This window comes from Streptomyces sp. NPDC041068, assembly GCF_040647455.1.
Classification (GTDB): Bacteria; Actinomycetota; Actinomycetes; order Streptomycetales; family Streptomycetaceae; genus Streptomyces.
The window spans coordinates 39,422-64,507 of record NZ_JBEZCG010000031.1 but is presented as its reverse complement, the minus strand read 5'-3'; the positions used below and the strand labels follow the sequence as shown (position 1 = coordinate 64,507).

Below are 25,086 nucleotides of genomic sequence, written 5' to 3'. Positions count from 1 at the left end.
ACGCCGTAGCCCCACTCGTCGGCGAACTCCTGGACGTCTTCGGCGAGTTTCCCGGTGCCGACGACCGAGCCGTCGGTGTTCTTCAGGGTGCGGCGTGCCGCGTCCATGCGGTCGCTCACCGACGAGAACGTCTTCTTGAGTTCCTCGAAGACCGTCCCGTCGAGCCGCAGGTCACTCATGTGTTGGACCGGTTCCCCTGTGTGATCGCCGGGTACGAGGCCGGTGCCGGAGGGCACGAGCGCACGTGGGACCCGTAGATCGTCGGCCGTCGTCCTTCGCCGGGCCAAGCCGAGGAGGGGGACTTGGCGAGAACTTTGAGGTCATTAGCGTGCAGCATGCATCTTCTTTTACCGGGGCTTGACGGAGCGACTTCGGCGCGACGGCGAAGGGCGGGCCTCGGGTGGCGAGGGGCTGGCCTCGGGTGACGTGGGGCGGGTCTCGGGTGGCGCGGGGCGGGTCTCGGGTGGCGAAGGGCGGGCCATAAAATCTGAGCGGCGCTGTCCCGCGCGTCGGCATGATGGCCCGATGTCCGAGATAGCCGCCCGCGTGGCCGCCCCCCGCCCCAGGACCGAACCCCCGCACGCCGCCGCTGATGAACGCGTCTCGCTCACCGCTTTCCTCCAGTACCAGCGCGAAACCCTTGCGATGAAGTGCGCGGGGCTGACCGCCGAGCAGCTCAAGGACCGGGCCGTGCCGCCCTCGGACATGTCGTTGCTCGGCCTGGTGCGGCACCTCGCCGAAGTCGAGCGCAGCTGGTTCCGCAACGTACTCAACGGCGAGGCTGTCAGGGCCAATTGGCAGACTCGGGTGCCCGGTGAGTACGCCGACTTCGACGTGGCCGACGCCGACGCCGACGAGGCCTTCGAGATCTGGCACGCCGAATGCGCCCGCTCCCGGGCCGTCGTGGACGCCATGGACTCCCTCGACGCCACCGTCGACTTCCGCGACGACACGTACTCGCTCCGTTACGTCCTCACGCACATGATCGAGGAGTACGCCCGCCACAACGGCCACGCCGACCTGCTCAGGGAGCGGATCGACGGGGCCACCGGCGAGTAGGCCGACGGGGCCACCCACGAGTGGCCGGGGAGCGGCCCCCGTAGGCTGGCGGCCGGAGAACAGCCGGACCGGGGGACGACCGGGGGACGGAGAGGGTGCCAGCCATGGCCCGCTACACAGCACCGCAGACCATCGCGCGCGGCGGATTCAGCATCAAGGTGCCGGAGACGTGGTGGGAGTTCGACGTGCGCCCCGAGTCACGCGACGCCGCCATCCGGCAGATGATCAACGACCGCGTCCGGGCCCGCCCGGAGCTGGCCCCGCACCGGGACACCTTCGAGGCGTTCCTGCGCAAGGCATCGAAGGACGCCTGGCAGTCCGGCGCGCTGTACTGCGGCTGCATGGCGGAGAGCTTCGGCGGCGATACGCCGGTCACGGGCTCGGTCACGGTCTCCCTGGTCGGCGCCCGCACCCCGAACGGCGACGTGCTCCCCACCGACCCCGAGCGCATCGTCGCCCAGCTCGGCGTCCGCGAGGCCAAGCGGGAGGGCGACGCGTGGCGGAAGGTCACCACGGTCGACATCCCGGGCGTCGGCCTCGCGGCCCGGACGCACGGTATCGAGGACATCTCCGTGCAGGGCGACGACCGCACGATCCGCGTCGTCCTGATGCAGACCTTCATCCCGGTCCCCGGCCAGGAGGGCAAGGTCGCCCTGGTCTCGGGCAGCAGCCAGATCCTGGACCTCGCGGACTCGTTCTTCGACATCTTCGATGCGGTGACTTCCACGTTCCGCTTTGTGGAGTAGGAAGGCCGCCGGGTCGGCACGTCTTGGACCTGGAGAAGGATCCGACGCCGGGTGATCCGCAGCGGGTGCGCAGGCTTGCCGAGGATCTGCACGACTTCGCCGACGATGTCGGTGAAAGTCCTCCGTGACATCAAGGGCATGAAGGCCCGGAACTCCGCCCAGGGTGACGTCAATTCGACGCAGAGTGCGCTGGTCGACGGGGCCTCCGACGCGGGCATCAGGGCCTTGGCCACCCTGAGGTCCCATCACGGAAAGGGAAAGCCATGCCCAACCCGCTCCGCGTCGAAGAGGCTGCCGCGCGGCTTCAGGGGCTCCTGGGGGCAGAGCCCGTCGGACAGCAGGGTCCGCTCGCTGCGGCTCTGCACTCCTTCGCCGAGTTCGCCCGCATCGATTTCTCCGTGCCGGAGGGGCCGGACGTCGACGGGTGTCTGTTCGAGTACGGGGTCAATTCATTGACCGGGCAGCCGCTGTTCGTCGTCAACCTGACGCGGCAATTCGAGACCCTGGATTCCTCTGGGGAGCACGAGAGTCACACGCAAGTGTCCTGCGAAGTTCGATACCAGGTGACCGGGGAGCTCGAAGCCCTCGGAGACTGCGAGGAATGGTGGTTCCGCGGAAGCGAGGGAGAAGATTTCTCCTCGTGGTGGCAGTCCCTTCCGCTGGATTCACTCATCGGCACGCTGGGCGATCGGGCACCCGTCGCTGTTGCCGTGGCGTCCGACATCGTCTGACGCCGTCAAGGCGCGCGGCTCCCGCGACGAGGGGTGGTCGACGGTTCCGGGCCCCGCAGCCCGGGGCGCCGGTGCAAGCACTCGGCGCCCCGGAACCGTCAGGCGTCGACCGTCACCGAATCAGCGCCGGTTCAGCGCCCTCTTCACCTTCTTCGCGGAAGCCGACTCACCCATCGTCTTCCACAGCTTGTCCGAGCTGAGGGACGTGTAGACGCCGGGGGCGCCCTGCGCGCCGCAGCCGTCGCCGTAGGAGACGACGCCGACCAGGATCGGGGCCTGGCGGCCGGGGACCTTGCGGAATATGGGGCCGCCGCTGTCGCCCTGGCAGGAGTCCTTGGCCTCGACGCCCGCGCAGAAGTTGACCTTCTGGTCGTACTCCTTGTAGCTCGTCCTGCACTCCGCGTGGGAGAGGATCGGCACCTTCACCTGGCGCAGGCGGTCCGGGGTGTGGGGCAGCTCCGTGTCCGTGTTGCCCCAGCCCGCGACCGTCGCCTTCTGGCCCGGACGGATCAGCGCGTCCGTGCCCTGCGTGGGCAGCGCGACGGGGGAGATGCCGCGGACCGGCTTCTCCAGCTGCAGGAAGGCGACGTCGTACGCCTCCTGGCCCTTGAGGTAGCGCGGGTGCACGAACACGCCGTCCTTGGCGATGTTGCGTATCTGGCCCTGCTTGGCGGACAGGACCGTGCGGCCCACCGCCACCTGCAGCGACTTCGGCTTGACCGGCTTGCCCGCGTCGTCGACCAGGCAGTGCGCCGCCGTGGCGACGGTGTCCGGGGTGACCAGGCTGCCGCCGCAGAACTGGCGGTCGAGCGCGCTGCCCGGACCCTTCGCCAGGAGCGCGGTCATGAACGGGTAGGCGTCGTTGGAGACTTCGGTGCCGCCGATGATCGCGTGCGCGGCGGGCGCGGAGGTGGCGACCATCGCCAGGGCGGCGCCGGCCGCGGCGAGGCCCGCGGCCACGGAGGTCTTGCGTGCGGAGGTTCTCATGGGGGGTTGTGTTCTCTTTCGTACGGCAGGAATTGCGGTATTCGTGCTTGTGCTGCGTGCTTGTACTGCGCGCGCGAAAGGTCCGGACCAGAATGGGCAACTGAGGCGCCCTGAACGGCATTTGCTTAGCCGTTCAACGATCCCGCACGGTTCCCCTCGCGCTGAAAAGAGAGAGGGGGAATGCGCGAGGTGGGTTCATTGTGTCGCCGTCGTCCCCTCGCGCGGCCACCTATGTACACCCTTGCCTCGTATCCCACCACAGAAGGCGATTTGGCAGCAGTTGGCGGGTTACGTCGGTCCGTTCCCGTGGTCGGGGTTGCACGGGTTGTGGGGAGGAGTGGGGGGTGTTCGGTGACGGCGGGAACCAGCGCCGCCCCGCCCGACGTCCCCCTGAAGGCTGGCGATCGCGGCACGTGCCCATCAGCGACCCCATCACCCTTGTCCGCGCCACCTATTGAGCAAACCATCCCTCTTCGCGTACGCACACTCTGCCCATTCCCTGAAGCCCAGGAACGGCAGTGCAACCGAACGCCCCGGATTGCGCGTGGATAACGATGAGGGGTGTGAGCTTCGCGATCTTTAACGCGCCTTGAGGGGCTTATGTGCTGCTGATACGGTGCGATGACTTGACACTGAGCCTGGGGCTGAATAGCCCGCCCGAGGCGGGCGAGAGAGTCGCCGGTGTCGTAAATGATGGAATTGACCGAATCTTCTTGGGCGTGCGGGGAGCAGTTGCGTGAAGATCCAGGAGCGTACGGGGGCGGGCAACAACCGTTCTGCCGCACCGGCTCAGCCGGGAGTCGGTGAGCGCCTTCCCGCGCCGCCTCGCGAGCGCAAACCGGCACTCGCCGCGCTGGCCGTCCTCCTCATCCTCGTCGGCGCCCTCGGCGCCACCGTGCTCGTGCTGCGCGCCGGTGACCGCATCGAGGTCGTGAAGATCACCAAGCCCATTCAGGCCGGGGAGTCCGTGGTCGACGGAGAGAACATCACCGGCGTCATGGTCGCCGAGGACGACTCCATCAACTACATCCCCTATGAGCAGCGCGGCGCCCTCGCCAAGCTCAAGGCCAAGAGCACCATCCCCGGCGGCGTCGTCGCCGTCGGCGAGATGTTCGGCGCCAAGAGCGGGCTGCCCGCGGGCAAGGCCTCCGTGGGCCTCTCCCTCAAGGAGGGGCAGTACCCCTCCGACCTGAAGGTCGGCGACACCGTCTCCGCCTTCCCCGTCGTCTCCGGCACCTCCACCGGCAAGGGATCGAGCGGCAGCAGCGGCACCTCCGGTACGCCGCTGGTCGCCTCCGCGAAGGTGAACACCGTCGCCGACAAGAGCGATGCCACCGTGAGCACCGGCAACCTGAGCATCACGCTCGTCGTCCCGCAGGAGGAAGTCGCGGCCCTCGCCAGCGCCGCGTCCGAGGGCAAGGTCGTCGTCGCCCGCGTCTCCGACAACGGCAACTAGAGGCGAGTACAAGAGACATGGCGCTCATCGCTCTCGCCGCCGACAAGGGGTCCCCCGGCGTCACCACCGCCGCCGTCGCGCTCGCCGCCGTCTGGCCGCGCCGCGTGCTGGTCGCGGAGACCGACCCCGCGGGCGGCGACCTGGTCTACCGCAGTGCCGCCGCGCACGGCGGACCGCTCAACCCCAACACGGGCATGCTGTCGATCGCGGCCACCGCGCGCCGCGGCCTCGTGCCCGACCAACTCTGGGACCACGTCCAGCCGTTGAGCGGGGGCCTCGAAGTCCTCGTCGGGCTCGGCGTGGCCGAGCAGGCCGCGGGGCTCGCCGGGCTCTGGCCCACCCTCGGCCGCGCGTTCTCCCAGCTCGCCGACTCGCCGCACGCGCCCGCCGACGTCATCGCCGACTGCGGCCGTGTCAGCGGTGACACCCCGGCCGTCGAGCTCTTCCCGCAGGCCGCGCTCGTCCTGCTCGTCTCGCGCACCGAGCCCGAGGCCCTGGCGCGCGTACGCGACCGCGCCGCCGCCCTCGCGGCCAAGCTGCACGGCGGCGGCCGCGGCGCCGCCACGCTCGCCCAGCCGCTCATCGGCGTCATCCTGATCGCCGACCCGTCGACATCCGCCAAGCTCGTCCACCAGGTCAACGAGATGCTGGCGGCCGCGCAGACCGGCGCCCGCGTCGTGGGCACCCTCGCCGACGACCCGGCGGGCGCCGACCAGTTGGCGGGCCGCAAGCGCGGACGGCTCGACAAGTCGCTGCTCATCCGCTCGGCCCGCAAGGTGACCGTCGACCTGTACCAGCAGTACGGCGCCGCCTGGACCAACCCCGTCGCGCAGCAGCCGCAGCATCCAGGGGCGGGCCGATGAGCACGTCCGTCGACCACCAGCTCGTCAAGCGGTTCCGGCAGGACGCCGGTGACCGCATCGCCGAGCAGCGCCGCCTCGACCAGGTCTCCGGCGTCACCCCGATGTCGGGCGAGGACGAGCGGCACTACGCCCGCGCCGTCATCGCGCAGATCCTCGAGGAGTACGCGCGCGCGGAGATCAACGCCGGGCGCACCCCGCTCGACGCGGAGACCGAGGAGCAGTACGCGGCCGCCGTGCACGCCGCGCTCTTCGGCGTCGGACGGCTGCAGCCGCTGCTCGACGACCCCGAGGTCGAGAACATCGACATCAACGGCTGCGACCAGGTCTTCGTCGGATACGCCGACGGCCGCGAGACCAAGGCCGAACCGGTCGCCGAGACCGACGAGGAGCTCGTCGAGCTCATCCAGGTGCTCGGCGCCTACTCGGGCCTGTCGTCCCGCCCCTTCGACTCCGCCAACCCGCAGTTGGACCTGCGTCTGCCCGACGGCTCGCGTCTGTCGGCGGTCATGGACGTCACGCGCCGCCCCGCGCTCTCCATCCGCCGCGCCCGCATGGGCAAGGTCTTCATGTCCGACCTGGTCGGCAACGGCACCCTCACCCCGGAGATCGGCCACTTCCTGGCCTGCGCGGTCCGGGCCCGCAAGAACATCATGATCGCGGGCGCGACGAACGCCGGAAAGACGACGCTGCTGCGCGCCCTCGCCAACGAGATCCCGCCGCACGAGCGCCTGGTGACCGTCGAGCGTGCCCTGGAGCTCGGCCTCGACACCTTCGCCGACCTGCACCCGAACGTCGTCGCCTTCGAGGAGCGCCTGCCCAACTCCGAGGGCCAGGGCGAGATCTCGATGGCGGAGCTGGTCCGCCGTTCGCTGCGCATGAACCCCTCCCGCGTCATCGTCGGTGAGGTCCTCGGCGACGAGATCGTGACGATGCTCAACGCGATGTCGCAGGGCAACGACGGCTCGCTCTCCACGATCCACGCCAACAGCTCCAGCGAGGTGTTCAACCGCATCTCGACGTACGCGCTGCAGGCCACGGAACGCCTCCCCATCGAGGCGAGCCAGATGCTCGTCGCGGGAGCGGTGAACTTCGTCGTCTTCATCCAGCGGCGCAACAACTACCAGTCCGGCGGCAAGCTCCAGCGCATGGTGACCTCCGTACGCGAGGTCAACGGCGTCGACGGCCGCGTCCTGTCCAGCGAGGTCTTCGCGGAGGCACCGGACGGCAGGGTCGTCGCGCACGCGCCGATCGCCTGCATGGACGACCTGGCCGCATTCGGCTACCGCCCCGCCGGGCAATGGGGGTGAGCACGACATGAACGCAACGGTCGCTGCGGGCGGCCTCGGTTCCATGGGCGGGCTGTTCTCGCTGCCCGTCCTGTACGCGCTCGGCTGCGGCATCGCTGCGGGCGGCGGTCTCGCGCTGCTCGCCGTGGCGATCCGCGGTCTGCCCGCCAAGCCCGAGCACGAGAAGCACAAGGCGAGCGAGCGCGCGAGCGAACTGATCCGCTTCGTCGGGCAGCGCGGCTCGGCCGCGATCGGCGTGGGCCTTGTGGTGCTCCTGCTGACCCGCTGGGCGGTGGCGGGCATCGCGTCCGGCATCCTCGTCTTCTTCTGGGACAAGCTCTTCGGCGGCGCGGCGGAGGAACGCGCGCAGATGCGCCGCGTCGAGGCGCTCGCCGCCTGGACGGAGTCCCTCCGTGACACCATCGCGGGCGCGGTCGGCCTGGAGCAGGCGATCCCCGCATCCGCCCGCGCGGCGGCGCCGGTGCTCCGCCCCCACCTGGACGCGCTGGTGGACCGACTGCGGGCGCGCACCCCGCTCCCCGAGGCCCTGCAGGTCCTCGCCGACGAGATCGACGACGCCTCGGCGGACATCATCGTCGCGGCGCTCATCCTCAACGCCAAGCTGCGCGGCCCCGGCCTGCGTCAAGTGCTCGGCGCGCTCGCGAAGTCGGCGCGCGAGGAGGTCGACATGCGCCAGCGCGTCATGGCGCAGCGCGCGTCGACCCGTCGTTCCGTCCAGATCGTGGTCGCGGTCTCGATCGCGTTCGTCCTCGGCCTGTCCATCTTCAACCGCGAGTTCGTCGCGCCGTACGGCACGGCGGTCGGCCAGGTCGTGCTCGCCATGGTCTGCGCGCTGTTCGCGCTGGGCTTCTGGTGGCTGCGGAAGCTGTCGACGGTGGAGACGCCGGACCGCTTCCTGGTCAAGGACGAGCCGGGCGTGCAGTTCGTCCGCCCGCGCGGCGCGGGCGGCGACCCGGCGGCGGGCGGCCAGGGCCAGGTGCCCCAGTTCGGCCGTCCGGGCGCGCCCCAGGCCCAGCAGGGCCTGCCCGGCTACACCAACTCCTCCGAGGGGGTACGTCGATGAGCCTGACGATGCCGATAGTGATCGGCGCGGTGCTCGGCCTCGGCATCTTCGCCCTCGTCCGTGCCCTGATGCCGTCCAAGCGCAGTGCGGTCGCGACGGTCGCCCGCATCGACGCGATGCGGGCGCGCGGCGCGGCGTACGAGTCGCACCGGGCGACGTCGGACACGGAGAGCCCGGGCCGGTTCGGCACCATGCGCGGGCGGGTGGGTGCCCGGGTCGCGGAGTTCTACCTCCAACAGGGCTGGGAACAGCGGTCGTTGCGGGCCGACCTCGCGGTCCTGGACCGCAGCTGGGAGAAGTTCCTGGCGACGAAGGTGCTGCTCGCCGCGGTCGGCGTGTTCTTCGGCCCGTTCCTCTTCGCCGTCGTCTGGACGCTCGGCTTCGGCAGCAGCCCCATCATCCCGGTGTGGCTCGCGCTGATGTTCGGCGCGCTCTTCTTCTTCCTGCCGGACCTGGAAGTACGCAGGGACGCGGCAGACAAGCGGCGCGATCTGCGCCGTGTCATCGGCGCCTATCTGGACCTGGTGTCGATGAGCCTCGCGGGCGGCCGCGGTCTCCCCGAGGCGCTCATGGCGGCGGCGGAAGTCTCCGACGGATGGGCGACGCAACGTATCCGAAGCGCTCTGGCCGACGCCCGCATCACCGGCGTCAGCCAGTGGCAGGCCCTCGGCTCGCTCGGTGAGGAACTGGGCGTCGAAGAGCTGAAGGACCTGTCGGCGTCTCTGGCGCTGGTGGCGGACGACGGCGCGAAGGTGCGCGAGTCCCTCGCCTCCCGCGCGGAGACGATGCGACACCGCGAGCTGGCCGAGATCGAGGGCAGCGCGGGCGAGAAATCCCAGTCGATGCTGGTCGCACAGCTGCTGCTGTGCGCGGGCTTCCTGGTCTTCCTCATCTTCCCGGCGGCGATGCGCGTGTTCCAGGTCTAGGTGGCGCCGGCGACAACGGGGGTCGGCGCTTCTTCCCCCCACCACATCTGAGAGGACAACTCATCATGAACGGACGGAACTTCAGTCACCCGGCTGTCGACTTCCTCGTGACCTTCCTGAAGGGCCGCGTGCAGCGCGCGCGCTCCGGCGAGCTGGACCGCGGTGCGTCCGCGGTCGAGTGGGTCATCATCTCGGCGGTCGTCGTGGCGATCGTGGGCGTGGTCGCCGCGATCATCAACGGCGCGCTGAAGGGCGGCGCGTCCAAGGTCGGCGAGTGCATCGAGGGCGCTGACGCGGGCAAGACCTGCTGAGCCGACGATCACCGAGACCGGTATCTGACGCCATGAGGAATCACAGGGATCGAGCGCGGGACTCGCGCGGATTCAGCGGGTTCGTACGCCGCAGGGTGGAGGCCGCCTCCACCCGCGGCGAATCCGGCATGACCGCGATCGAGTTCGTGCTGCTCACCCCGGTGCTGTTCTTCATGATCTTCGCGACGGTGCAGTTCGCGCTGTACTTCTTCGCGGATCACGTTGCCCAGGCGGCGGCGCAGGCGGGCGCGCGCAAGGCCCGTGCCATGGCCGACGAGAACCCCGGCGGATGGCGGGGCGAGGCGGGCGACGTGGCCGAGGCCTACATCCGCCAGCTCGGTCCGCAGCTGGTGATCGACCCGAATGTGAAGACCATCCAGCCCGAACCGAACACAGTCGGTGTGGAGATCACGGCCAAGGTGCCCATGGTCTTCCCCGGACTGGACTTCAACGTGCACGCGCAGTCGTCCGGACCCGTGGAGCGGTTCGTCGAGGAGGACGGCTGATGCGCGACGTACGGTCCGCCGTGCGGAGCTGGGCGCGCTCCCTGCGCGCCCGCTGCGACGAGCGGGGTCTGTCGACGGTCGAGGTCGTGATCCTCGCCCCGGTGATGATCCTCTTCATCCTGGTCCTCGTCGCCTTCGGCCAGCTGGTCGACGGCCGGGGAGCCATCGACGGGGCGGCGCGGGACGCGGCGCGAGCGGGCTCGATCCAGAAGGAGCACGGCACGGCGCTGGCCGAGGCCAAGAGGGCCGCGCAGGCGGACCTCGCGGACGTCTGCTCGGGCCCGGTGTCCGTTGTCCAGAAGAGCAAGGGTTTCGACCCCGACGTCGACCCCTTCTTCACGGTCGAAGTCAGCTGCCAGGTCAAGGGCTTGGCCATGCTGGGCCTTGACGTCCCCACGACGCTGGAGGCCAGCTTCAGCTCTCCGCTGGACCCGTACCGGAGGTCGGCGTGAAGCGCCCGTGCCATGGAGTCGTACGCGACTGGATCGCATCCCGCCGCGAGCGCCTCGACGACCGGGGCTCGGGCGCCGGTGCCGTCATCATCTTCGCGATCGTCTTCCTCACGCTCTCCGCGTTCGTGATCGACGGCGGACTCTCCATCTCCAAGCGGGAGCGCGCCGCGGACATCGCGGAGCAGGCCGCGCGCTACGCCGCGCAGGACCTGGACACCGAGGGCATCTACGAGGGAGCCAAGGGCGCTCCCATCAACTACGAGAACTGCGGCGCGCGGGTCAGGGCCTTCGTCGAGGAGGCCGGTCTGATCGCCTCGGACGTGGCCAACACGCACTGCGTGACGGCGAACGCGCAGCAGGTCGAGGTCGAGGTCCAGATGACCTACAGCCCGGTGTTCACTGGCATGTTCTACGGCGGGGACGTCACCGTGAAGGGCCGCGCGGCCGCGGAGAACGAGGTCGGCTGAGGCGGGCGGGGCGGTGCTTCCACCGCCCCGGGCCCTGCCCCGAAGCCGACCTCACTCGGGCTTCCACTGCGTGGCCGTCACCACGTACGTGCGGAGATTGTCGTTCTCCGGCTCTTTGTTGACCTTGGTGATCCACAGGTGGGTGAGCGGTCCGTCGGTGGACTCGATGCAGATGCCGGTTCCGGCCTTGAGGACCGAGTCGTCCCTGATCTTGCTCAACGGGATGGGGTTGGGTAGCGAGCCCTCCTGCGCGGTGCCGCGGCACTGTCCGGGCGTGGGACGGCGCTCGGTGGTGATGCCGAAGGCGCCGCTCGGGTCCGCGAGCCGTATGCCGTTGCGGCTGATGGGATCGGGGCAGTCCGTGTACGAGAGCCAGGGCCCCGAGCCCGGGGCGCGGCTGTCGTTGATGGTGACGTCGAGGTCGTTGATGTCGAGCGTCGTGACGTCCGAGGGCTGGCAGAGGGTGTCGCTGCCGACGTCCTTCGCGTTCGGGTAGAACTTCGGCGCACGGAGCACCAGGTTCTTGTTCTGAGCGCTCACCTGCCACCCGGCGGCGGTCTTCGGCGCCTGACCGCCGGCTCCGGGGGCCGTCTCTTCCTTGCCGTCACGGCTCGGGTCGCTGCCGCCCTGCTTGCTGCCCGACCCGGAGCGATCGCCCGAGGCGCTGTTCCCGGAGTCGCCGCTGTCGTCACCCATGAGCTTGTACGCGGCGAAGGAACCGCCTCCCACGGCCAGCACGCCGACGACGGCGAGGGCGACGACGAGCGGAGTGCGGCGGCGCTGGGCGGTGGGAGTGGTGGGGGACTGCGCGGGCTGCGTCGGGGAGGCCGCGAAGGAAGCTTGGGAGAAGGCGCCGGGGGAGTGCCCGGGCCGGGTCGGCGCGGCGGCGGCGTACGCGTCGCCGGGGGCGAGGCCGGGCTGGGTGACGGGGACGGGGCCTTGCGGAGGGGAGGCGGCCGGGGCGGGCGCAGGGGGCCCGCCGAAACCGGAGGCCCCTCCGGTCCCGGAGAGCAACCGCACCGTCCGCTCCTGCTCGGCGATCTGCTCGGCGACGGCGGGCGGCAGCCACCACCCTTCCTGCCGCGCCAGACCCCCCGTCCCGGCGAGCTGCGCACACGCGCCCACGACCTGCTCCGGAGTCGGACGCGAGGCCGGATCCTTGGCGAGGCAGGCGCCGATGAGTCCCCGCAGCGGCTCCGGGCAGGCGGACAGATCGGGCTCGTTGGAGACGATGCGGTACAGCAGTGCGTGGGAGGTGCCGTCGCCGAAGGGGTGCCGGCGCGTGGCGGCGTAGTAGGCGACGAGGCCGAGCGCGAAGACGTCGAGGGCCGGGGTGACGTCGCCGCCCATGGCCTGCTCGGGGGCCATGTAGGCGGGGGTTCCGAGCCGTACGTCGCTGCCGGTGAGGGCGGTGGTGTCGGCGGCGCGGGCGATGCCGAAGTCGATGACGCGGGGCCCGTCGGAGGCGAGCAGCACGTTGGACGGCTTGAGGTCACGGTGGATGACGCCCGCCGCGTGGATGGTCTGCAGGGCTTCGGCGATGCCGCCGACGAGTTGCAGGACGGTGGGCAGGGGCAGGGGCCCGTTGTGCGTGACGGCGGAGGAAAGCGAAGGTCCAGGCACGTAACTGACGGCGAGCCAGGGCTCGGGCCCGTCGGTGAAGCTGTCGAGGACGGGGCGGTGTAGGCCCCCTGGACGCGCCGCGCGGAGGCGACTTCCTGCGTGAACCTCCGCCGGAACTCGGGGTCTTGGGCGTACTCGCGCCGCACGACCTTCAGGGCGACGGGCTGTCCACCGCGGGTGTGCGAAAGATAGACGACGCCCATCCCGCCCTCACCGAGCCGGGCCCGCAGCCGATACCCGGCTATCTCCCGCCCGTCGTCCGGCCCCAACTCGTCCATCGGGTCTGCCCCTCCCTGATCGCTGGAGTGGCCATGCTACGGAAGGGGGTTGTGGGGGGTTCGGGGCCCTCGTGGTGGTGGGGGGCAACCGGTGAGGGCTGGGGGCGCCTCCTCGCGCGTCGGTTGATCACACGTATTGGTGATGAGTTTCCGCCTATGCCAGGTGCGGTTGCTGCTGGCCGTGGTCGACTTCGGGGCGGGCGAGGTGTCGCGGAGTCGGGGAGCTCCTCGTGGCTCCTGCCAACAACTGCGCATCGCCGTACGCCGATTCATGTCTGGATCGGGCGACGGTTTCCCGCTGTGAGTGACTTCCGACTGAACTGTCCCATGTGCCTCACCAGTCACAGAGGTTGACAGAACGTCCCTGAAATCACCGGTACATGGTGGATAGCGTCGGCTTCGTCTGAGCGCACCCCACCCTCCGGGAGCCCCGTGTGAACCGCCGCCCTGCCCGGCTCGTCGTAGCCGTCCTTGCCACGTGTGTGGCGCTGACACTGACCGCGTGCGGTTCAGAAGGGGGCGGCGATCACGCTGCCCAAGACGTTCCAGGCGAACTTCGAGGGCTGGACGAACAGTGATCCGAAGCTGCAGGCGATTCTCAACGACGGGAAGGAGCGGTTGCGGGCCGGGTGCGCCGCCATCATCGTGGGCAGCCCTCAGGACAGTTCGCTGAAGTTCTTCAGCGCGGGTGCGGCCCGTGCGTCCGCGCCGAAGTGGGTCAAGACCTACGAGGGCCTCAGCCTCAAGGGAAGCGTGCGGGTCTTCAATCCCGAAGTGCACATCGGCAACGAAGGATTCGGCGTCCTTTTCTACTGCGTGGACGAGGCCAAGGCCTTCACCCGGAACACCAGGACGGGCAGGGGCAAAGGCACGCCGGAAGGCGACGACCCGAAGGTCCAGTACCGCACACGGCTGGACGAGAGCGCCGACGGCGTGTGGCAGACCTCGACCGTGGAGACGGAACGAGGGGGTCGCCAGAAGTGAGCCTCGGCCGACATGCCGCGCGTGGAGCTCTGGGGTTGCTCGTGACGGCTGCTGTGTCACTGCCCACCGCTGCCCTGGCCATCGGCGGGGAAGGGGAGGAGCCGCCCTGCGGCATCAACTACCTCCGTGCCACGGGTGGTCAGCCGTACGAGCTGAAGGCGTCGATCACCTGGGAAATCTCCTGGAGAGGCACGGGCGGAGCGAAGGGCTATTTCCCGGACGGCATTTTCGAGACGACCCAGGACATGAACGTCCAGGAGATCCAGTCCATCAACCGCTGACACCGCAACGACGGTTACTTACCGCCGTCCTTGCCCTTCCCGCCGCCCTTGCCCTCGTTCATCTTCACCGCGTCGTTCACCTTCTTCGCCAGGTCGTCGTCCAGCTTCTTGAACTCGCGTACGACCGCGTCGGACAGGTCCGCCAGCTGGTCCAGCTGCTGGCCGATGTCCTCGCGGCCGTCCTCCCAGTTGGACTCGAAGTCCTCCAGGGAGTCGTACACACCGCCGTCGCCTATGTCGTCGCGGTAGGACTCGAAGATCTTCTTGGTGCGGTTCATGCGGTCCTTGATGGAGCGCAGCCGGCTGCCGTAGTCCTCCAGGTCGGTGAGCGGTACCGCGAGGTCGCTCTTTCCCTTGCCCATGAGTCCTCTCCCCCTGTCGTCGGCTGTTCGCCGGGCCTGTTCCAGTGTGCGGCCAGGTCACAGTGTGGCAGTGGGGCATCGGACGGAACCGGAGTGCTTCCGTACCGGAACTGTGACGCGCGGAGCCCGTGCGTTAATCGGGCCTTTGGTGCGAGCCGTTATCAATCGGGACAGGGTCCTGGGCTCCGCCCCTGTTTGCCCTTCGGCACCTTCCGTACCATCACCTCAGTAGTCACCTCAGTAGTTGTTCAGTAGTCGTTTCAGTAGTTGTTCAGTAGTCGATTCGCTTTCCGTTCGCTCCTCCCCACAGGAACCCAGGACACCCGCCATGGCGCGCACCACCTCACGCTCGACGAGCCCGCCGAACCCGCAGTCCCCGCGGAACCGGACGCCGCAGCCCCTGCCGCGGCGCCGTCGTTCCGTCGGGGACTTCGTCAAGGCCTTCCTCGCCTTTGTCGCGTTGGCCGTGCTCCTCGTCGGCGTGCCCGGAGCCCTCGTGTACTTCGTGGGGTGGCCGCTGCCCAGCGGTTCGCCCTCGCTGAACTGGCTGCAGCAGGAGATCACCGTCAGCACGTTCATCAACGTGCTGACCGTCGTCGTCTGGTTCGCCTGGGCACAGTTCACCGCCTGCGTACTCGTCGAGATAAAGGCCGCGCTCTCCGGAGTCGGCATCCCGAGCCGGGTGCCGGGTGCGGGCGGCAGTCAGATGCTGGCCCGCCAGCTCGTCGCCGCCCTGCTGCTCGTGGGCGCCACCGCCGCCAGCTTCGCGCCGGGGCTCTCGCAGTTCGGGCAGTCCCTGGAGGGGAACCAGAAGCCCGCCAGCGCCGCGAGTGCCCAGCAGACCCCGGGGCTGTTCGGGCAGGAGCAGCAGGCCGCCGCCACCGCGGCCGACGCGCTCGCCGCCCAGGCCGACCAGGCCGCCGCGCACGCCGGCGGCGGTAGCAACGCCAAGGACGGGGACACGAAGTACTACCGGATCCAGCCCCCCGAGGGACGTCATCACGACTCCCTCTGGGAGATCGCCGAGCGGCACCTCGGCGACGGCCGCCGGTACAAGGAGATCTACCAGCTCAACAAGGACCGCGAGCAGCCCGACGGCTCCCGGCTCTCCGAGGCCAGCCTCATCCGGCCCGGCTGGATCATGGAGATGCCCGCGGACGCGCACGGCGGCGAGCTCGTCGAGATGCCCGACGAGGCGCCCAAGGTCTCCGAGGACGTCAAGGAACAGATCTCCGACTACTCCAGGACCGGCGACCAGGGCGGCGGTAACCAGGAACAGGGAAGCGGTAGCCAGGAGCAGGGCGGCGGCAGCCAGGAGCAGGGCGGCGGGTCCTCCGTCGACCGCGACACCGCGCACATCGTCCTTCCCGAGCAGCGCCCCGGCACCCCCGAGAAGCCCGCGATGCCCGAGGCCCCGGCCACCCCGGACCGGCCCGCCGCCGAAGCTCCCTCCGCCACCACCGGCAGCCACTCCGAAGGCTTCGACTTCGGGCTCCCCGAGGCCCTCCTCGGTGCGCCCCTCCTCGCCGCGGGCCTGCTCGGCGCCCTCGGCCGCCGCCGTCGGCACGCCCTGTGGCAGTCCGCCATGGGCGCCGTCGGCGGGCGCCGCGGCATGCAGCCGCAGACCCCGACCGGTGCCGCCGCCGACGCGCAGGACGCGCTGCTCGTGGGCGCCGACCCCGACGGCGTACGCCTCCTGGACCTGTCGCTGCGCGGCCTCGCCGCCTCGCTCGCCGAGGAGAACCGCGCCCTGCCGACCGTGTACGCGGCCTGGCTGAGCAATGGAGATCTGCATCTCCAGCTCGCCCAGCCCGCGGGGCGCCCGCCCGCGCCCTGGCAGCTCGGGCAGGACCAGACCTTCTGGATGCTCTCGCGCACCGACGCCGAGCGGTACGAGGACGTGGACACCGCCGCGCCCTACCCCGGCCTCGTCAGCCTGGGCACCCTGGACGACTCGCGGCTGCTCCTCAACCTGGAGTCCGTGCCCGGCATCGTCTCGCTGAGCGGCAGCGAGGCCGACCGCGCCGCCGTCTTCGCCTCGGTCGCCGCCGAGCTGGCCACCAACGGCTGGTCGGACCGCATGACCATCACCCTCGTCGGCTTCGGCCAGGACCTCACCCCGCTCGCGCCCAACCGCCTTCGCCACCTGGAGGACGTCGAGGCGCTGATCGAGACCATGGAGGCCGAGACCCGTCAGCGGCGCGGCGCGCTCGGCGCCGCCGGGCACGACTCCGTGCTCACCGGCCGCACCGGACCCGCCCAGCACACCCGCTGGGCCCCGCACCTCGTGCTGCTCGCCGCCGAGCCGAGCGGCGATGATGCCGTCAAGCTCGCCGAACTGGCCGCCGAGGCGAGCCGGTTGGGGATCGGCTACCTGGTCGGCGCCGAGTCCGGCGACCTGCCCGGCGCCGCCTGGCAGATGGAGATCACCCGCGAGGGCAAGCTGCTCGCCCCGCTGCTCGGTCTCGAACTGGCGGCCCAGACGCTGCCCGAGGCCCAGCAGCGCGCCGTCGTCCAGCTGTTCACGGAGGCCGACCCGGAGAGCTCCGGCGGCCCCGCCGGGCCCGGCGACGGCTCCGCGGCCGCCGCGCCGCCGTTCCTCGTCGACGTCACCGAGCAGGGGCGCCCCGCGGTCTACGCCCGCCTCGTCGGTACGTACGAGATCATCGGCCTCGACACGCCCGACGGCGACCGCAGCGCGCTGATGCACGAGGCCCTCGCGCTTCTGCTGCTGCACCGCGAAGGCGTGCACCCGCGTGTGCTCGCCTCCGCGCTGTGGCCGCGCGGCGTCACCGAGGACGTGCGCGACGCGCTCGTCGAGCGGCTGCGCGAGTGGCTCGGCACCGAACCCGACGGATCGCCGCGGCTGCGGGCCGACCGGACCGGGCGGCTCACGCTCGCCAAGTCCGTCGTCTCCGACCTGGACGTGCTGCGCTCGCTCTACCACGAGGCCACGCAGGGACGCGGCGCCGGCAACCGCGCGGTGCGGGGGCGGATGCTCACCGACGCGCTGGTCCTTGTGCGCGGGCCGCTGCTCGCGGACCGGCCCCAGGGGCGGTACGGGTGGCTCACCCACGAGATCATCGACGCGCAGCTGCCGCTCCTCGTCGCGGACATCGGGCTCGCGCTCTGCGAGTTCCACCAGGAGAAGGGGCGGGCGGAGAAGGCGATCGAGGCGCTGAACGCCGCGCTCGGCTCCGCGCCGGGCGATGAGCGGCTGTGGAACGAGTTGCTTCGGGCCACGCATGCGACCGAGGATCCTGCGAGGCTTCAGCAGGTCGCGGCGGATCTCGTCGCTCGGAGTGGAGCGAGGGGGCTGCCGCCCAGGACCGAAGCGTTGCTGGACGAACTGCTTCCCACGTGGCGCAGTGGCCTCACCGCCGTGGGGTAGTCGCGTCGTCCGCGGGTCGGTGGGAGCCCTGGACCGCCGCTTCGCGGCGGATCTCTCCCACCCACCCACCCGAACCCCCGCACCAAGAGGCTGACCGTGTTGCTGACCCTCGTCCTCGGCGGCGCCCTCTGGGGCGCCCTCGCCGGGCTCTTCGTGCCGCGCGCCGCCTACCGGCTGTCCGTACCCGCCGGTGAGGGGTGGCGGGGTGAGACCCCCGAGGGGCAGGCCCTCACCTCCTGGGTCGGGCTCGCCCGGAGCCGGGACGGCGGAGGCTACGGCCCCCGGACCTCCGGCACCGTCGTCACCACCGCCCTCGTCTGCGCCGCCCTCGCCCTCACCACCGGCCCGCGGCCCGAGCTCGGTGTATGGCTGGTGCTCGCGCCCTTCGGGGTGCTGCTCGCCGTCGTGGACTTCACCGTGCACCGGCTGCCGGACGTCCTCACGCTGCCGCTCGCCGCCGCCTCGCTCGCGCTGCTCGGCGGCGCCGCGCTGGTGCCCGAGCACGGCGGCTCGTGGCTGGGCGCGCTGTACGGGGCCCTCGCGCTCGCCGGGGCGTACTTCGTGCTCTTCCTCATCAACCCCAACGGCATGGGCTTCGGCGACGTGAAGCTCGCCCTCTCCCTCGGCGCCGTACTCGGCTGGTACGGATGGGGCGCCGTGCTGCTCGGGACCTTCGCCGGGTTCCTGCTCGCCTCGGTGTACGGGACCGCGCTCGTCGTCGCCCGCCGCGCCGGGCGCAAGACGGCGATCCCGTTCGGACCCTTCCTGATCGGCGGGGCGTTCGTGGGGCTGCTGCTCGGGGCGTACACCGCCTGACGTCAGGCGGCCGAAACGGCTGGCGTAGGCTGGCCCGGTACGTCCGCAACCCTTACGAAAGGGACCTCCGGTGACCGAGAAGGCCGACCTCCAGTCCGTCCTCGACCGTGCCGCCGCAGGCGGGCGGATCACCCCCGAGGAGGCGCTCGTCCTCTACCGCGACGCCCCGCTGCACGCGCTCGGCGCCGCCGCGGACGCCGTGCGCCGCCGTCGTTACGCCGGTACGGAGCACATCGCGACGTACATCATCGAGCGGAACATCAACTACACGAACGTCTGCGTGACGGCGTGCAAGTTCTGCGCCTTCTACGCCGCCCCGAAGGACACCAAGAAGGGCTGGAGCCGCGACCTCGACGACATCCTGCGCCGCTGCGCGGAGACCGTCGAGCTGGGCGGCACCCAGATCATGTTCCAGGGCGGTCACCACCCGGACTACGGCGTCGAGTACTACGAGAAGCACTTCGCCGCGATCAAGAAGGATTTCCCGCAGCTCGTCATCCACAGCCTGGGGGCGAGCGAGGTCGAGCACATGGCGCGGATCTCCAAGGTGTCGGTCGAGGAAGCGATCCAGCGGATTCACGCCGCGGGCCTCGACTCCTTCGCGGGCGCCGGCGCCGAGCTGCTCCCCGCCCGGCCGCGCAAGGCCATCGCCCCGCTCAAGGAGAGCGGCGAGCGCTGGCTGGAGATCATGGAGATCTCCCACAACCTCGGCGTGGAGTCGACCTCCACCATGCTCATGGGCACCGGCGAGACGAACGCCGAGCGCATCGAGCACCTGCGGATGATCCGCGACGTGCAGGACCGGACCGGAGGCTTCCGGGCCTTCATCCCGTACACGTACCAGCCCGAGAACAACCACCTCAAGGGCCGCACCCAGGCGACGATCTTCGAGTACATCCGCATGATCGCCATCGCGCGGATCTTCCTCGACAACGTCGCGCACATCCAGGGCTCCTGGCTGACCACCGGCAAGGAGGCGGGCCAGCTCACCCTGCACTACGGCGCGGACGACCTCGGTTCGGTGATGCTGGAGGAGAACGTCGTCTCGTCGGCCGGTGCCAAGCACCGCTCGAACCTCCGCGAGATGATCGACATGATCCGCACCGCGGACCGCGTCCCTGCCCAGCGCGCCACCACGTACGAGCACCTCGTCGTGCACGACGACCCGGCGAACGACCCGGTCGACGACCGCGTCGCCTCGCACATCTCGTCCACGGCGATCGAGGGTGGCACGGCGCACCCGGAGCTGAAGCTCCTCGCCACCAACTGAGGCCCTGTTGCTGACACTTCACGTCGCCGAGCGCTCTCCGGAGACGGCGGTCCTGGTCGACGGCGCGACCATCGCAGCCGTCGGCCCGTACGAGGAACTGGCCGCCGCGCACCCCGCCGCCCGCGTCCGGCGCTGGCCCGGCATCCTCACGTCGGGGCTGCTCAACCCGTACGGGACCGAGCTCCTCGAAGCCACGTACCACCCGGACCCGCGCGAGGCCGACGCCCTCGGCACCGAGCCCATCGGCGGCGAGCGCGCGGCCGCCATCTTCCGTGCCGACCCGTCCCGGCTCGGCGCCGGCGCCCGGCGGGGCGTTCAGCGGCTCCTGGCCCACGGCACGGTGGCGATCGCGGGCGAACTGCGGGCCAGGCCCGTCCTCGACGCCGTCCGCAGGGCAGGCCTCGCGGTGGGCCAACGCCCGCCACAGCTGCCGGGCCCGCCGTCCTTGTCGCCGAGTCCGCTGATCCTGCTTCCGCCGTTGACCGCGGGCGGCCCGGCCCGTTTCGCGGTCTTCGACGTGGCGGACAGGGCCGAGCTGGTGCGACGTGGGGCGTCGACGTGTGTGGCGACGGTCATCGCGGGTCGCCTGGTGTACCGAGCTCGTTGACGGGTGGTGCGGGGCGCCCCGTCAAGGGGCGCGGGGAACTGCGCGATCAACCACGGCGAACCCGCACCCGCCCCGAGTCCGTACGAGGGAGGCAGACGCAACCGCGAAATGCCCGCCGCGGGCGAGGAAACCTCGGCCTGACACAATAGGCAGGGTGACCCGAGCCTCCCTGGACAAGCAGCCGCACGAAGTCGCCACGATGTTCGACGACGTAGCGGAACGCTACGACCTCACCAACGACGTGCTCTCACTCGGCCAGGCCCGCTCCTGGCGCAAGCACGTCGCCAAGGCCGTCGACGCGCGCCCCGCGCAGAAGGTCCTCGACCTCGCCGCGGGCACCGCCACCTCCTCGCAGCCCTTCGTGCAGGCCGGCGCGTACGTCGTGCCCTGCGACTTCTCCATGGGCATGCTGCGGGTCGGCAAGCAGCGCCACCCCTGGATGCCGTTCACGGCGGGCGACGGGACGAAACTGCCGTTCAAGGACGACACCTTCGACGCCGTCACCATCTCCTTCGGGCTGCGCAACATCCAGGACACGGGCGCCGCGCTGCGCGAGCTGTACCGCGTGACGAAGCCCGGCGGCCGGGTCGTGATCTGCGAGTTCTCGCACGCGACGTGGGCACCGTTCCGCACGGTCTACGAGGAGTACCTGATGCGGGCGCTGCCGCCGGTCGCGCGCGCGGTGTCCTCGAACCCGGACGCGTACGTCTACCTCGCCGAGTCGATCCGCTCCTGGCCGGACCAGCCGTCGCTCGCCGGGCTGCTGCAGGACGCGGGCTGGTCGAAGGTGGCCTGGCGGAACCTGACGGGCGGCGTCGTGGCGCTGCACCGGGGGTTCAAGCAGGCCTGATCCCGCGCCGGGCGAACGGCGCCGCGTAACGCTTCAGTTGAGAACAGGGATCCCGTGCCGACGGGAACCGGCCACCGGGCAAGATGTGTCCGTTGATACGACCCGGCCGTTTCTTTATGCGGTGCTTACGGGTCGGCCGTGTTGCTGGTGAACTCCCGGATCGACGGAGCGTTTCGATGGCGTCGTACTGCCCACACTGCGGGGCTCCCGCTCCTGAAGAGGCCCGCTTCTGCATGAAGTGCGGCAAAGAGCGCCTACCGGAGCAGGCAGCACAGGAAACACCGCCTGCCCCGGCTGAGGCTCCCGCCGTCCCCGCCTCTCCGCCTCCCCCCGCCTACACCCCCGGCCCCACGGCTCCCTCACCCGTCGGCGCCTTCCTCGGGCGTACGTTCCGCGGGGACTGGGCCGGCTCCCTGCAGGCCGCGCTCTGGCCGGTGGCGCTGCTGCTCATCGGGGCCATGTCCCTGGCGATCCCGGCGTACGGCCAGGACGACGAGGTCGTCGTCGACTTCACCGACCGGCTGCGCATCGCGCTCGCGCTGCTGCTCCAATCGGTCGGCGGCGGCTTCGAGTTGACGGGCCGTGAGCAGCGGCCGACCTTCGGCGGTTCCGACGGCGACGGCGGCCTCGGGACGGGCATGGGCTCCGACGCGTCGGAGTCCGCCCTCGAAGGCACCGCGGCCCTGCACTTCGTCCCGCTCACCGTGACCGTGCTGTGGATCCTGGCGCTCTTCATCGGCGTACGTGTCCTGCGCAACCGCCTGGTGGCGCGCGGTGCCGGACAGGGCGGCGGCACCGCGGGGCTCGAAGCGGCCGTGCGGGTCGCGCTGTCGGTGACCGTGGGCGTCCTGGTGCTCTCGCTCTTCGCGCAGCCCGAGATCGAGGGCGTCGAACTCTCGTCGTCCCCGGTGCTCGCCGCGCTGGGCGCCCTGGTGCTCGGACTCGCCGTCTCCTGCGGGGTGTTGCACCGCCACGACCTGGTCAGTGGGGTCTCCCCTGCTCGAGCGGAGCCGGGAGCTTGGGGAAGGACGGCGCGACCCGCCGCGCAGGCCTTCGTCCGGGCCACCGGCACCGCGCTGAGCGCCCTCGCCGTCGTACTCGTGCTCTGCTCGGTCGTCGCCTTCATCAGCCTGACCCAGGTCGACGACCTCGCCGAACTCACCGACCTCGACGACGCGGACATCTCGCCGCTCCTGGTCGCGCTGCTCATCCTGCCGAACCTCGCGGTCACGGCGCTCGGCATCGGCTGGGGCGCGGGCGCGGAGGCCTCGGTGCGCGGCAGCAGCTCGATGTACGGCAGCGGTCAGGAGAGCGGCTCCTTCGGCCTCTCCGAACTGGGGGACGTCACCAACGACTGGGCGATCGTAGGGGCGTTGGCGCTCGGCCTGGTCTGCGCGCTGACGCTCGGCGTGCTCGCGGCACGGCGCTGCGCGGGCCGTGGCGAGCAACTCATCGCCGCGGGCGTCTTCTTCGGGCTCGTCCTGCTGCTCGCCGGGTTCAGCGGAATCGGCGTCGAGGTCTCCGGCCAGGCCTTCGACGGGAGTTCGGGCTTCGGCGGCTCCGGCGGGCCGGCGGGCTCGGGCGGCGTGGAGGCGGGGCTCGGCGTCCCGGAGATGCTGCTCTTCGGGATGCTGTGGATCTTCCCCGCGGTGCTGCTCGCGCCGTATCTGCTGCAGATGGTGGGTCAGCGGGGCGGGGCTCAGGGCCTGGCTCAGGCGGTGCCGCCGATGCCGGCGCCGATGCAGTCTCCGGGGCAGGGCACGCCCCAGGGGCCCGGCACCCCTCCGCCCGGCACCTCTCCGTCGGGCACTCCCGTGGGCATGCCCCCGGCAGGCACCCCCGCCGCCACCCCTCAAGCTGCCCTGCCCACCCAGGCGGCCGCCCTGCCCACCCCGCCGTACGGCCCCCACACCGTCCACCTCGGCCACCAGACCCCCGCCGCCAAGCCCCGCAACCGCGCCGGGATCTGGGTGGCCACCATCGCCGGTGCCTTCCTGGTCGGCGGTGGCGCGGCGGCCGGCGTCCTGCTCTGGCAGAACAGCGGTGACGACGAGGCCGAGGGCAAGGGCAAGGAGGACAACCCCTCGGTCAGCCGGTCCGAGGAGCCGAGCCGGAGCCCGAGCCCCGTGGCCTCGCAGAGCCCGGAGGCGAGCCCCGCGCCCACCGAAAGCGCCGGAGTCGCCGGTGAGCCCGAAGTCCCCGACGGCTCCGAGCTGGTGACGGACCCCGAAGGGTTCTCCTTCGCGGCGCCCGAGGGCTGGACCCGGAAGTCCGTGAACCCGGAGCGCCCCGGGCAGATCACGTACGCGGGGTCGACCGGGCGCGAGGAGTTCCTCGTCGGCGTCGTCACGGACGCGCCCTACACCTCGTACGAGAACTTCACGAACATCGAGAAGCACACCAAGTCCGCGCCGGACAAGTCGGACTACGAGCGCGTGCGGATGGAGGAGAACACCTTCCAGGGGCGGGACGGTGCGCTCTGGGAGTACACGTACACCGACAAGGCGGGCCGCAAGATCCACGCCATCAACCAGAGTTACGTCGCCCAGAACGGCACGGAGTACGCGATCCAGCTCTCGTGGCGCGAGGACTTCTGGCCCGCGGGCGAGGGCGCGAAGACACACGCGACGGCGCTGGACACCTGGCGGCTGACGGACTGACGCGTCCGCGGTCCGCGGCGGTGGCCGTCAGACCGCCGGTACCTCGGGGTCCGGTTCGTCCAGCTCCCTGCGCAGTCCGCCGCCCGGCGTCCCCGGGCGACGCGGCTCGCGCACGCCCGCGCCGCCTTCGGCCTCGCCGGGGCCGAGGTCGCACCAGACGGTGACGGCGGCGCCGTGCGGCACCTCGGCGCCGGGCGGTGGGTACTGGCGTACGACGTAGTCGAGGACGACGTCGTGGAAGCCGGGGCGGTCGGGCGCCACGAGCCGCACGCCGTGCTGGGCCGCGGCCTCGCGGGCGTCCGCCGCCATCAGGCCGATCAGCCGTGGCACACGGACATCGGGTGTCCCGGGTGGCCCCGGCGTCCCGGGTGGCCCCGGCGTCTCGGGTGGCCCCGGCGTCTCGGGTGGCCCCGGCGTCTCGGGCGGTTTGCGCACAGATGTCACCCCCTGCCGTACGGGCAGGGTAGCCCCGCTACAGGGTGAGCCGGAAGCAGTGGGCCGTGCGCCGTGACGCCTCGACGCCCGGGATCCGCGGGGGAGTGGTGAACGACTCGGCGCGCTCCATGCCGAGCCGCCGGGTCACCGCGATGGAGCGCTTGTTGCCGTCGACGACCATCGCCACCACGCTCGGCACGCCCACCGCGCGCAGCCGTTCGACGGTGGCGTGGGCCGCGGCGGTCGCGTACCCCTTGCCCCAGGCCGAGCGGGCCAGCCGCCAGCCGATCTCGATCTCGCCGGTCGGGCCCCAGGGGCGGGGCCAGGGCTGGCCGCCCGCGAAGCCGATCGGCTCGCCCGCGGGGTCGAGCAACGTCCACAGGCAGTAGCCCAGTTCGGCGTCGTGTCTGCGCTGCCGGGCGGTCAGCTCCTCGTACATGGACAGCTCGGCGGACGCGCCGCCGAAGAACTCCATGACCTCGGGGTCGTCGAAGAGCCTGTGCCAGACGAAGGCGTCCTCATGGGTGGGGACGCGCAGCTGCACTTCGGGGAGGTGCAGCGCGGGCAGGGTCTCGGTCTGCTCGGTCACGTGTGGCCCTTCGGCTGGCTGATCAGTACCGCCTCATAGACTGCCCATATCCCGTGCCGGTCGGCA

At 71.0% G+C, this 25,086-nt stretch carries 24 protein-coding genes and 1 pseudogene; 20 read left to right on the top strand and 5 right to left on the bottom strand.

The window, feature by feature from the left end:
• Positions 1-525 precede the first annotated feature (525 nt).
• From AB0B50_RS42675 to AB0B50_RS42665, 3 genes are all read left to right on the top strand, one after another.
• Positions 526-1,059 (top strand): DinB family protein, encoded by a 534-nt coding sequence (locus AB0B50_RS42675; protein ID WP_362342835.1) that lies wholly within the window; start codon positions 526-528, stop codon positions 1,057-1,059.
• Between the two features lie 104 nt (positions 1,060-1,163).
• Positions 1,164-1,805 (top strand): hypothetical protein, encoded by a 642-nt coding sequence (locus tag AB0B50_RS42670; RefSeq protein ID WP_362342832.1) that lies wholly within the window; start codon positions 1,164-1,166, stop codon positions 1,803-1,805.
• A gap of 263 nt (positions 1,806-2,068) precedes the next feature.
• The gene (locus AB0B50_RS42665; RefSeq protein WP_362342829.1) at positions 2,069-2,536 is read left to right on the top strand and encodes a hypothetical protein; all 468 of its coding nucleotides are present in this window, start codon (positions 2,069-2,071) and stop codon (positions 2,534-2,536) included.
• Between the two features lie 120 nt (positions 2,537-2,656).
• On the opposite strand, the gene AB0B50_RS42660 is transcribed toward AB0B50_RS42665, so the two are convergent.
• Positions 2,657-3,523 (bottom strand): serine protease, encoded by an 867-nt coding sequence (locus AB0B50_RS42660; RefSeq protein WP_362342826.1) that lies wholly within the window; start codon positions 3,521-3,523, stop codon positions 2,657-2,659.
• A gap of 736 nt (positions 3,524-4,259) precedes the next feature.
• Here AB0B50_RS42660 and AB0B50_RS42655 point away from each other — a divergent pair.
• The 9 genes from AB0B50_RS42655 to AB0B50_RS42615 all read left to right on the top strand — a co-directional run bounded on the left by AB0B50_RS42655 (position 4,260) and on the right by AB0B50_RS42615 (position 10,874).
• Complete coding sequence (locus AB0B50_RS42655) at positions 4,260-4,979, top strand: hypothetical protein (protein ID WP_362342823.1); 720 nt, start codon at positions 4,260-4,262, stop codon at positions 4,977-4,979.
• Between the two features lie 17 nt (positions 4,980-4,996).
• Entirely contained in the window at positions 4,997-5,842 is an 846-nt protein-coding gene (locus tag AB0B50_RS42650; RefSeq protein ID WP_362342820.1) for a hypothetical protein, read from the top strand.
• Positions 5,839-7,149: an ATPase, T2SS/T4P/T4SS family gene (locus AB0B50_RS42645; protein WP_362342817.1), complete on the top strand. Its 1,311-nt coding sequence runs from the start codon at positions 5,839-5,841 to the stop codon at positions 7,147-7,149. The genes AB0B50_RS42650 and AB0B50_RS42645 overlap by 4 nt, the downstream gene beginning before the upstream one ends.
• A gap of 7 nt (positions 7,150-7,156) precedes the next feature.
• Complete coding sequence (locus AB0B50_RS42640) at positions 7,157-8,212, top strand: type II secretion system F family protein (protein ID WP_362342814.1); 1,056 nt, start codon at positions 7,157-7,159, stop codon at positions 8,210-8,212.
• Positions 8,209-9,138 carry a type II secretion system F family protein gene (locus tag AB0B50_RS42635; protein ID WP_362342811.1) on the top strand — a complete coding sequence of 310 codons (930 nt, stop codon included), beginning with the start codon at positions 8,209-8,211 and terminating at the stop codon, positions 9,136-9,138. Before AB0B50_RS42640 ends, AB0B50_RS42635 begins: the two co-directional genes overlap by 4 nt.
• A 65-nt stretch (positions 9,139-9,203) precedes the next feature.
• Positions 9,204-9,449 carry a hypothetical protein gene (locus tag AB0B50_RS42630; protein WP_362342808.1) on the top strand — a complete coding sequence of 82 codons (246 nt, stop codon included), beginning with the start codon at positions 9,204-9,206 and terminating at the stop codon, positions 9,447-9,449.
• A 128-nt stretch (positions 9,450-9,577) separates the two neighbouring features.
• Complete coding sequence (locus tag AB0B50_RS42625) at positions 9,578-9,955, top strand: TadE family protein (protein WP_362342844.1); 378 nt, start codon at positions 9,578-9,580, stop codon at positions 9,953-9,955.
• A complete protein-coding gene (locus AB0B50_RS42620) occupies positions 9,955-10,407 on the top strand; it encodes a TadE/TadG family type IV pilus assembly protein (RefSeq protein ID WP_362342806.1) in 453 nt (150 codons plus the stop codon). Before AB0B50_RS42625 ends, AB0B50_RS42620 begins: the two co-directional genes overlap by 1 nt.
• On the top strand, positions 10,404-10,874 hold the full coding sequence (locus AB0B50_RS42615; RefSeq protein WP_362342803.1) for a pilus assembly protein TadG-related protein: 471 nt from the start codon (positions 10,404-10,406) through the stop codon (positions 10,872-10,874). Before AB0B50_RS42620 ends, AB0B50_RS42615 begins: the two co-directional genes overlap by 4 nt.
• 51 nt (positions 10,875-10,925) lie before the next feature.
• On the opposite strand, the gene AB0B50_RS42610 is transcribed toward AB0B50_RS42615, so the two are convergent.
• Positions 10,926-12,497, bottom strand: a complete 1,572-nt coding sequence (locus AB0B50_RS42610; protein ID WP_362342800.1) for a serine/threonine-protein kinase — start codon at positions 12,495-12,497, stop codon at positions 10,926-10,928.
• An 896-nt stretch (positions 12,498-13,393) separates the two neighbouring features.
• Between AB0B50_RS42610 and AB0B50_RS42605 the strand changes: the two genes are divergently transcribed.
• Complete coding sequence (locus AB0B50_RS42605; protein ID WP_362342797.1) at positions 13,394-13,759, top strand: hypothetical protein; 366 nt, start codon at positions 13,394-13,396, stop codon at positions 13,757-13,759.
• A 95-nt stretch (positions 13,760-13,854) separates the two neighbouring features.
• Positions 13,855-14,040, top strand: a pseudogene (locus AB0B50_RS42600) (hypothetical protein); the annotation flags it as partial.
• 14 nt (positions 14,041-14,054) lie between these two features.
• Here the strand turns inward: AB0B50_RS42600 and AB0B50_RS42595 are convergent.
• Entirely contained in the window at positions 14,055-14,402 is a 348-nt protein-coding gene (locus tag AB0B50_RS42595) for a hypothetical protein (RefSeq protein ID WP_362342794.1), read from the bottom strand.
• A gap of 328 nt (positions 14,403-14,730) precedes the next feature.
• Here AB0B50_RS42595 and AB0B50_RS42590 point away from each other — a divergent pair, with 328 nt between their 5' ends.
• The 6 genes from AB0B50_RS42590 (at position 14,731) to AB0B50_RS42565 (ending at position 23,996) form a co-directional block, all read left to right on the top strand.
• A complete protein-coding gene (locus tag AB0B50_RS42590; RefSeq protein WP_362342791.1) occupies positions 14,731-17,793 on the top strand; it encodes a BTAD domain-containing putative transcriptional regulator in 3,063 nt (1,020 codons plus the stop codon).
• Between the two features lie 90 nt (positions 17,794-17,883).
• Positions 17,884-18,609 (top strand): A24 family peptidase, encoded by a 726-nt coding sequence (locus AB0B50_RS42585; RefSeq protein WP_362342841.1) that lies wholly within the window; start codon positions 17,884-17,886, stop codon positions 18,607-18,609.
• A 70-nt stretch (positions 18,610-18,679) separates the two neighbouring features.
• Positions 18,680-19,879 carry a cyclic dehypoxanthinyl futalosine synthase gene (gene mqnC / locus AB0B50_RS42580; protein WP_362342788.1) on the top strand — a complete coding sequence of 400 codons (1,200 nt, stop codon included), beginning with the start codon at positions 18,680-18,682 and terminating at the stop codon, positions 19,877-19,879.
• A 7-nt stretch (positions 19,880-19,886) separates the two neighbouring features.
• Positions 19,887-20,486 (top strand): hypothetical protein, encoded by a 600-nt coding sequence (locus AB0B50_RS42575; protein ID WP_362342786.1) that lies wholly within the window; start codon positions 19,887-19,889, stop codon positions 20,484-20,486.
• Positions 20,487-20,640: 154 nt separating this feature from the next.
• Positions 20,641-21,336 (top strand): demethylmenaquinone methyltransferase, encoded by a 696-nt coding sequence (locus tag AB0B50_RS42570; RefSeq protein ID WP_362342783.1) that lies wholly within the window; start codon positions 20,641-20,643, stop codon positions 21,334-21,336.
• Between the two features lie 83 nt (positions 21,337-21,419).
• The gene (locus AB0B50_RS42565; RefSeq protein WP_362342780.1) at positions 21,420-23,996 is read left to right on the top strand and encodes a zinc-ribbon domain-containing protein; all 2,577 of its coding nucleotides are present in this window, start codon (positions 21,420-21,422) and stop codon (positions 23,994-23,996) included.
• 27 nt (positions 23,997-24,023) lie between these two features.
• Here the strand turns inward: AB0B50_RS42565 and AB0B50_RS42560 are convergent, their stop codons facing one another.
• Together AB0B50_RS42560 and AB0B50_RS42555 are read right to left on the bottom strand one after the other, a co-directional pair.
• The gene (locus AB0B50_RS42560; RefSeq protein WP_362342777.1) at positions 24,024-24,326 is read right to left on the bottom strand and encodes a PASTA domain-containing protein; all 303 of its coding nucleotides are present in this window, start codon (positions 24,324-24,326) and stop codon (positions 24,024-24,026) included.
• Between the two features lie 142 nt (positions 24,327-24,468).
• Entirely contained in the window at positions 24,469-25,020 is a 552-nt protein-coding gene (locus tag AB0B50_RS42555; RefSeq protein WP_362342774.1) for a GNAT family N-acetyltransferase, read from the bottom strand.
• Positions 25,021-25,086 lie beyond the last annotated feature (66 nt).

Bases quoted from the DNA above. Each gene is read 5' to 3' on its own strand.
- AB0B50_RS42590 (WP_362342791.1), top strand. From the start codon at position 14,731: ATGGCGCGCACCACCTCACGCTCGACGAGCCCGCCGAACCCGCAGTCC.
- AB0B50_RS42675 (WP_362342835.1), top strand. From the start codon at position 526: ATGTCCGAGATAGCCGCCCGCGTGGCCGCCCCCCGCCCCAGGACCGAA.
- AB0B50_RS42645 (WP_362342817.1), top strand. From the start codon at position 5,839: ATGAGCACGTCCGTCGACCACCAGCTCGTCAAGCGGTTCCGGCAGGAC.
- AB0B50_RS42565 (WP_362342780.1), top strand. From the start codon at position 21,420: ATGTGTCCGTTGATACGACCCGGCCGTTTCTTTATGCGGTGCTTACGG.
- AB0B50_RS42620 (WP_362342806.1), top strand. From the start codon at position 9,955: ATGCGCGACGTACGGTCCGCCGTGCGGAGCTGGGCGCGCTCCCTGCGC.
- AB0B50_RS42625 (WP_362342844.1), top strand. From the start codon at position 9,578: ATGACCGCGATCGAGTTCGTGCTGCTCACCCCGGTGCTGTTCTTCATG.
- AB0B50_RS42670 (WP_362342832.1), top strand. From the start codon at position 1,164: ATGGCCCGCTACACAGCACCGCAGACCATCGCGCGCGGCGGATTCAGC.
- AB0B50_RS42630 (WP_362342808.1), top strand. From the start codon at position 9,204: ATGAACGGACGGAACTTCAGTCACCCGGCTGTCGACTTCCTCGTGACC.
- AB0B50_RS42595 (WP_362342794.1), bottom strand. From the start codon at position 14,402: ATGGGCAAGGGAAAGAGCGACCTCGCGGTACCGCTCACCGACCTGGAG.
- AB0B50_RS42660 (WP_362342826.1), bottom strand. From the start codon at position 3,523: ATGAGAACCTCCGCACGCAAGACCTCCGTGGCCGCGGGCCTCGCCGCG.
- AB0B50_RS42635 (WP_362342811.1), top strand. From the start codon at position 8,209: ATGAGCCTGACGATGCCGATAGTGATCGGCGCGGTGCTCGGCCTCGGC.
- AB0B50_RS42665 (WP_362342829.1), top strand. From the start codon at position 2,069: ATGCCCAACCCGCTCCGCGTCGAAGAGGCTGCCGCGCGGCTTCAGGGG.
- AB0B50_RS42650 (WP_362342820.1), top strand. From the start codon at position 4,997: ATGGCGCTCATCGCTCTCGCCGCCGACAAGGGGTCCCCCGGCGTCACC.
- AB0B50_RS42640 (WP_362342814.1), top strand. From the start codon at position 7,157: ATGAACGCAACGGTCGCTGCGGGCGGCCTCGGTTCCATGGGCGGGCTG.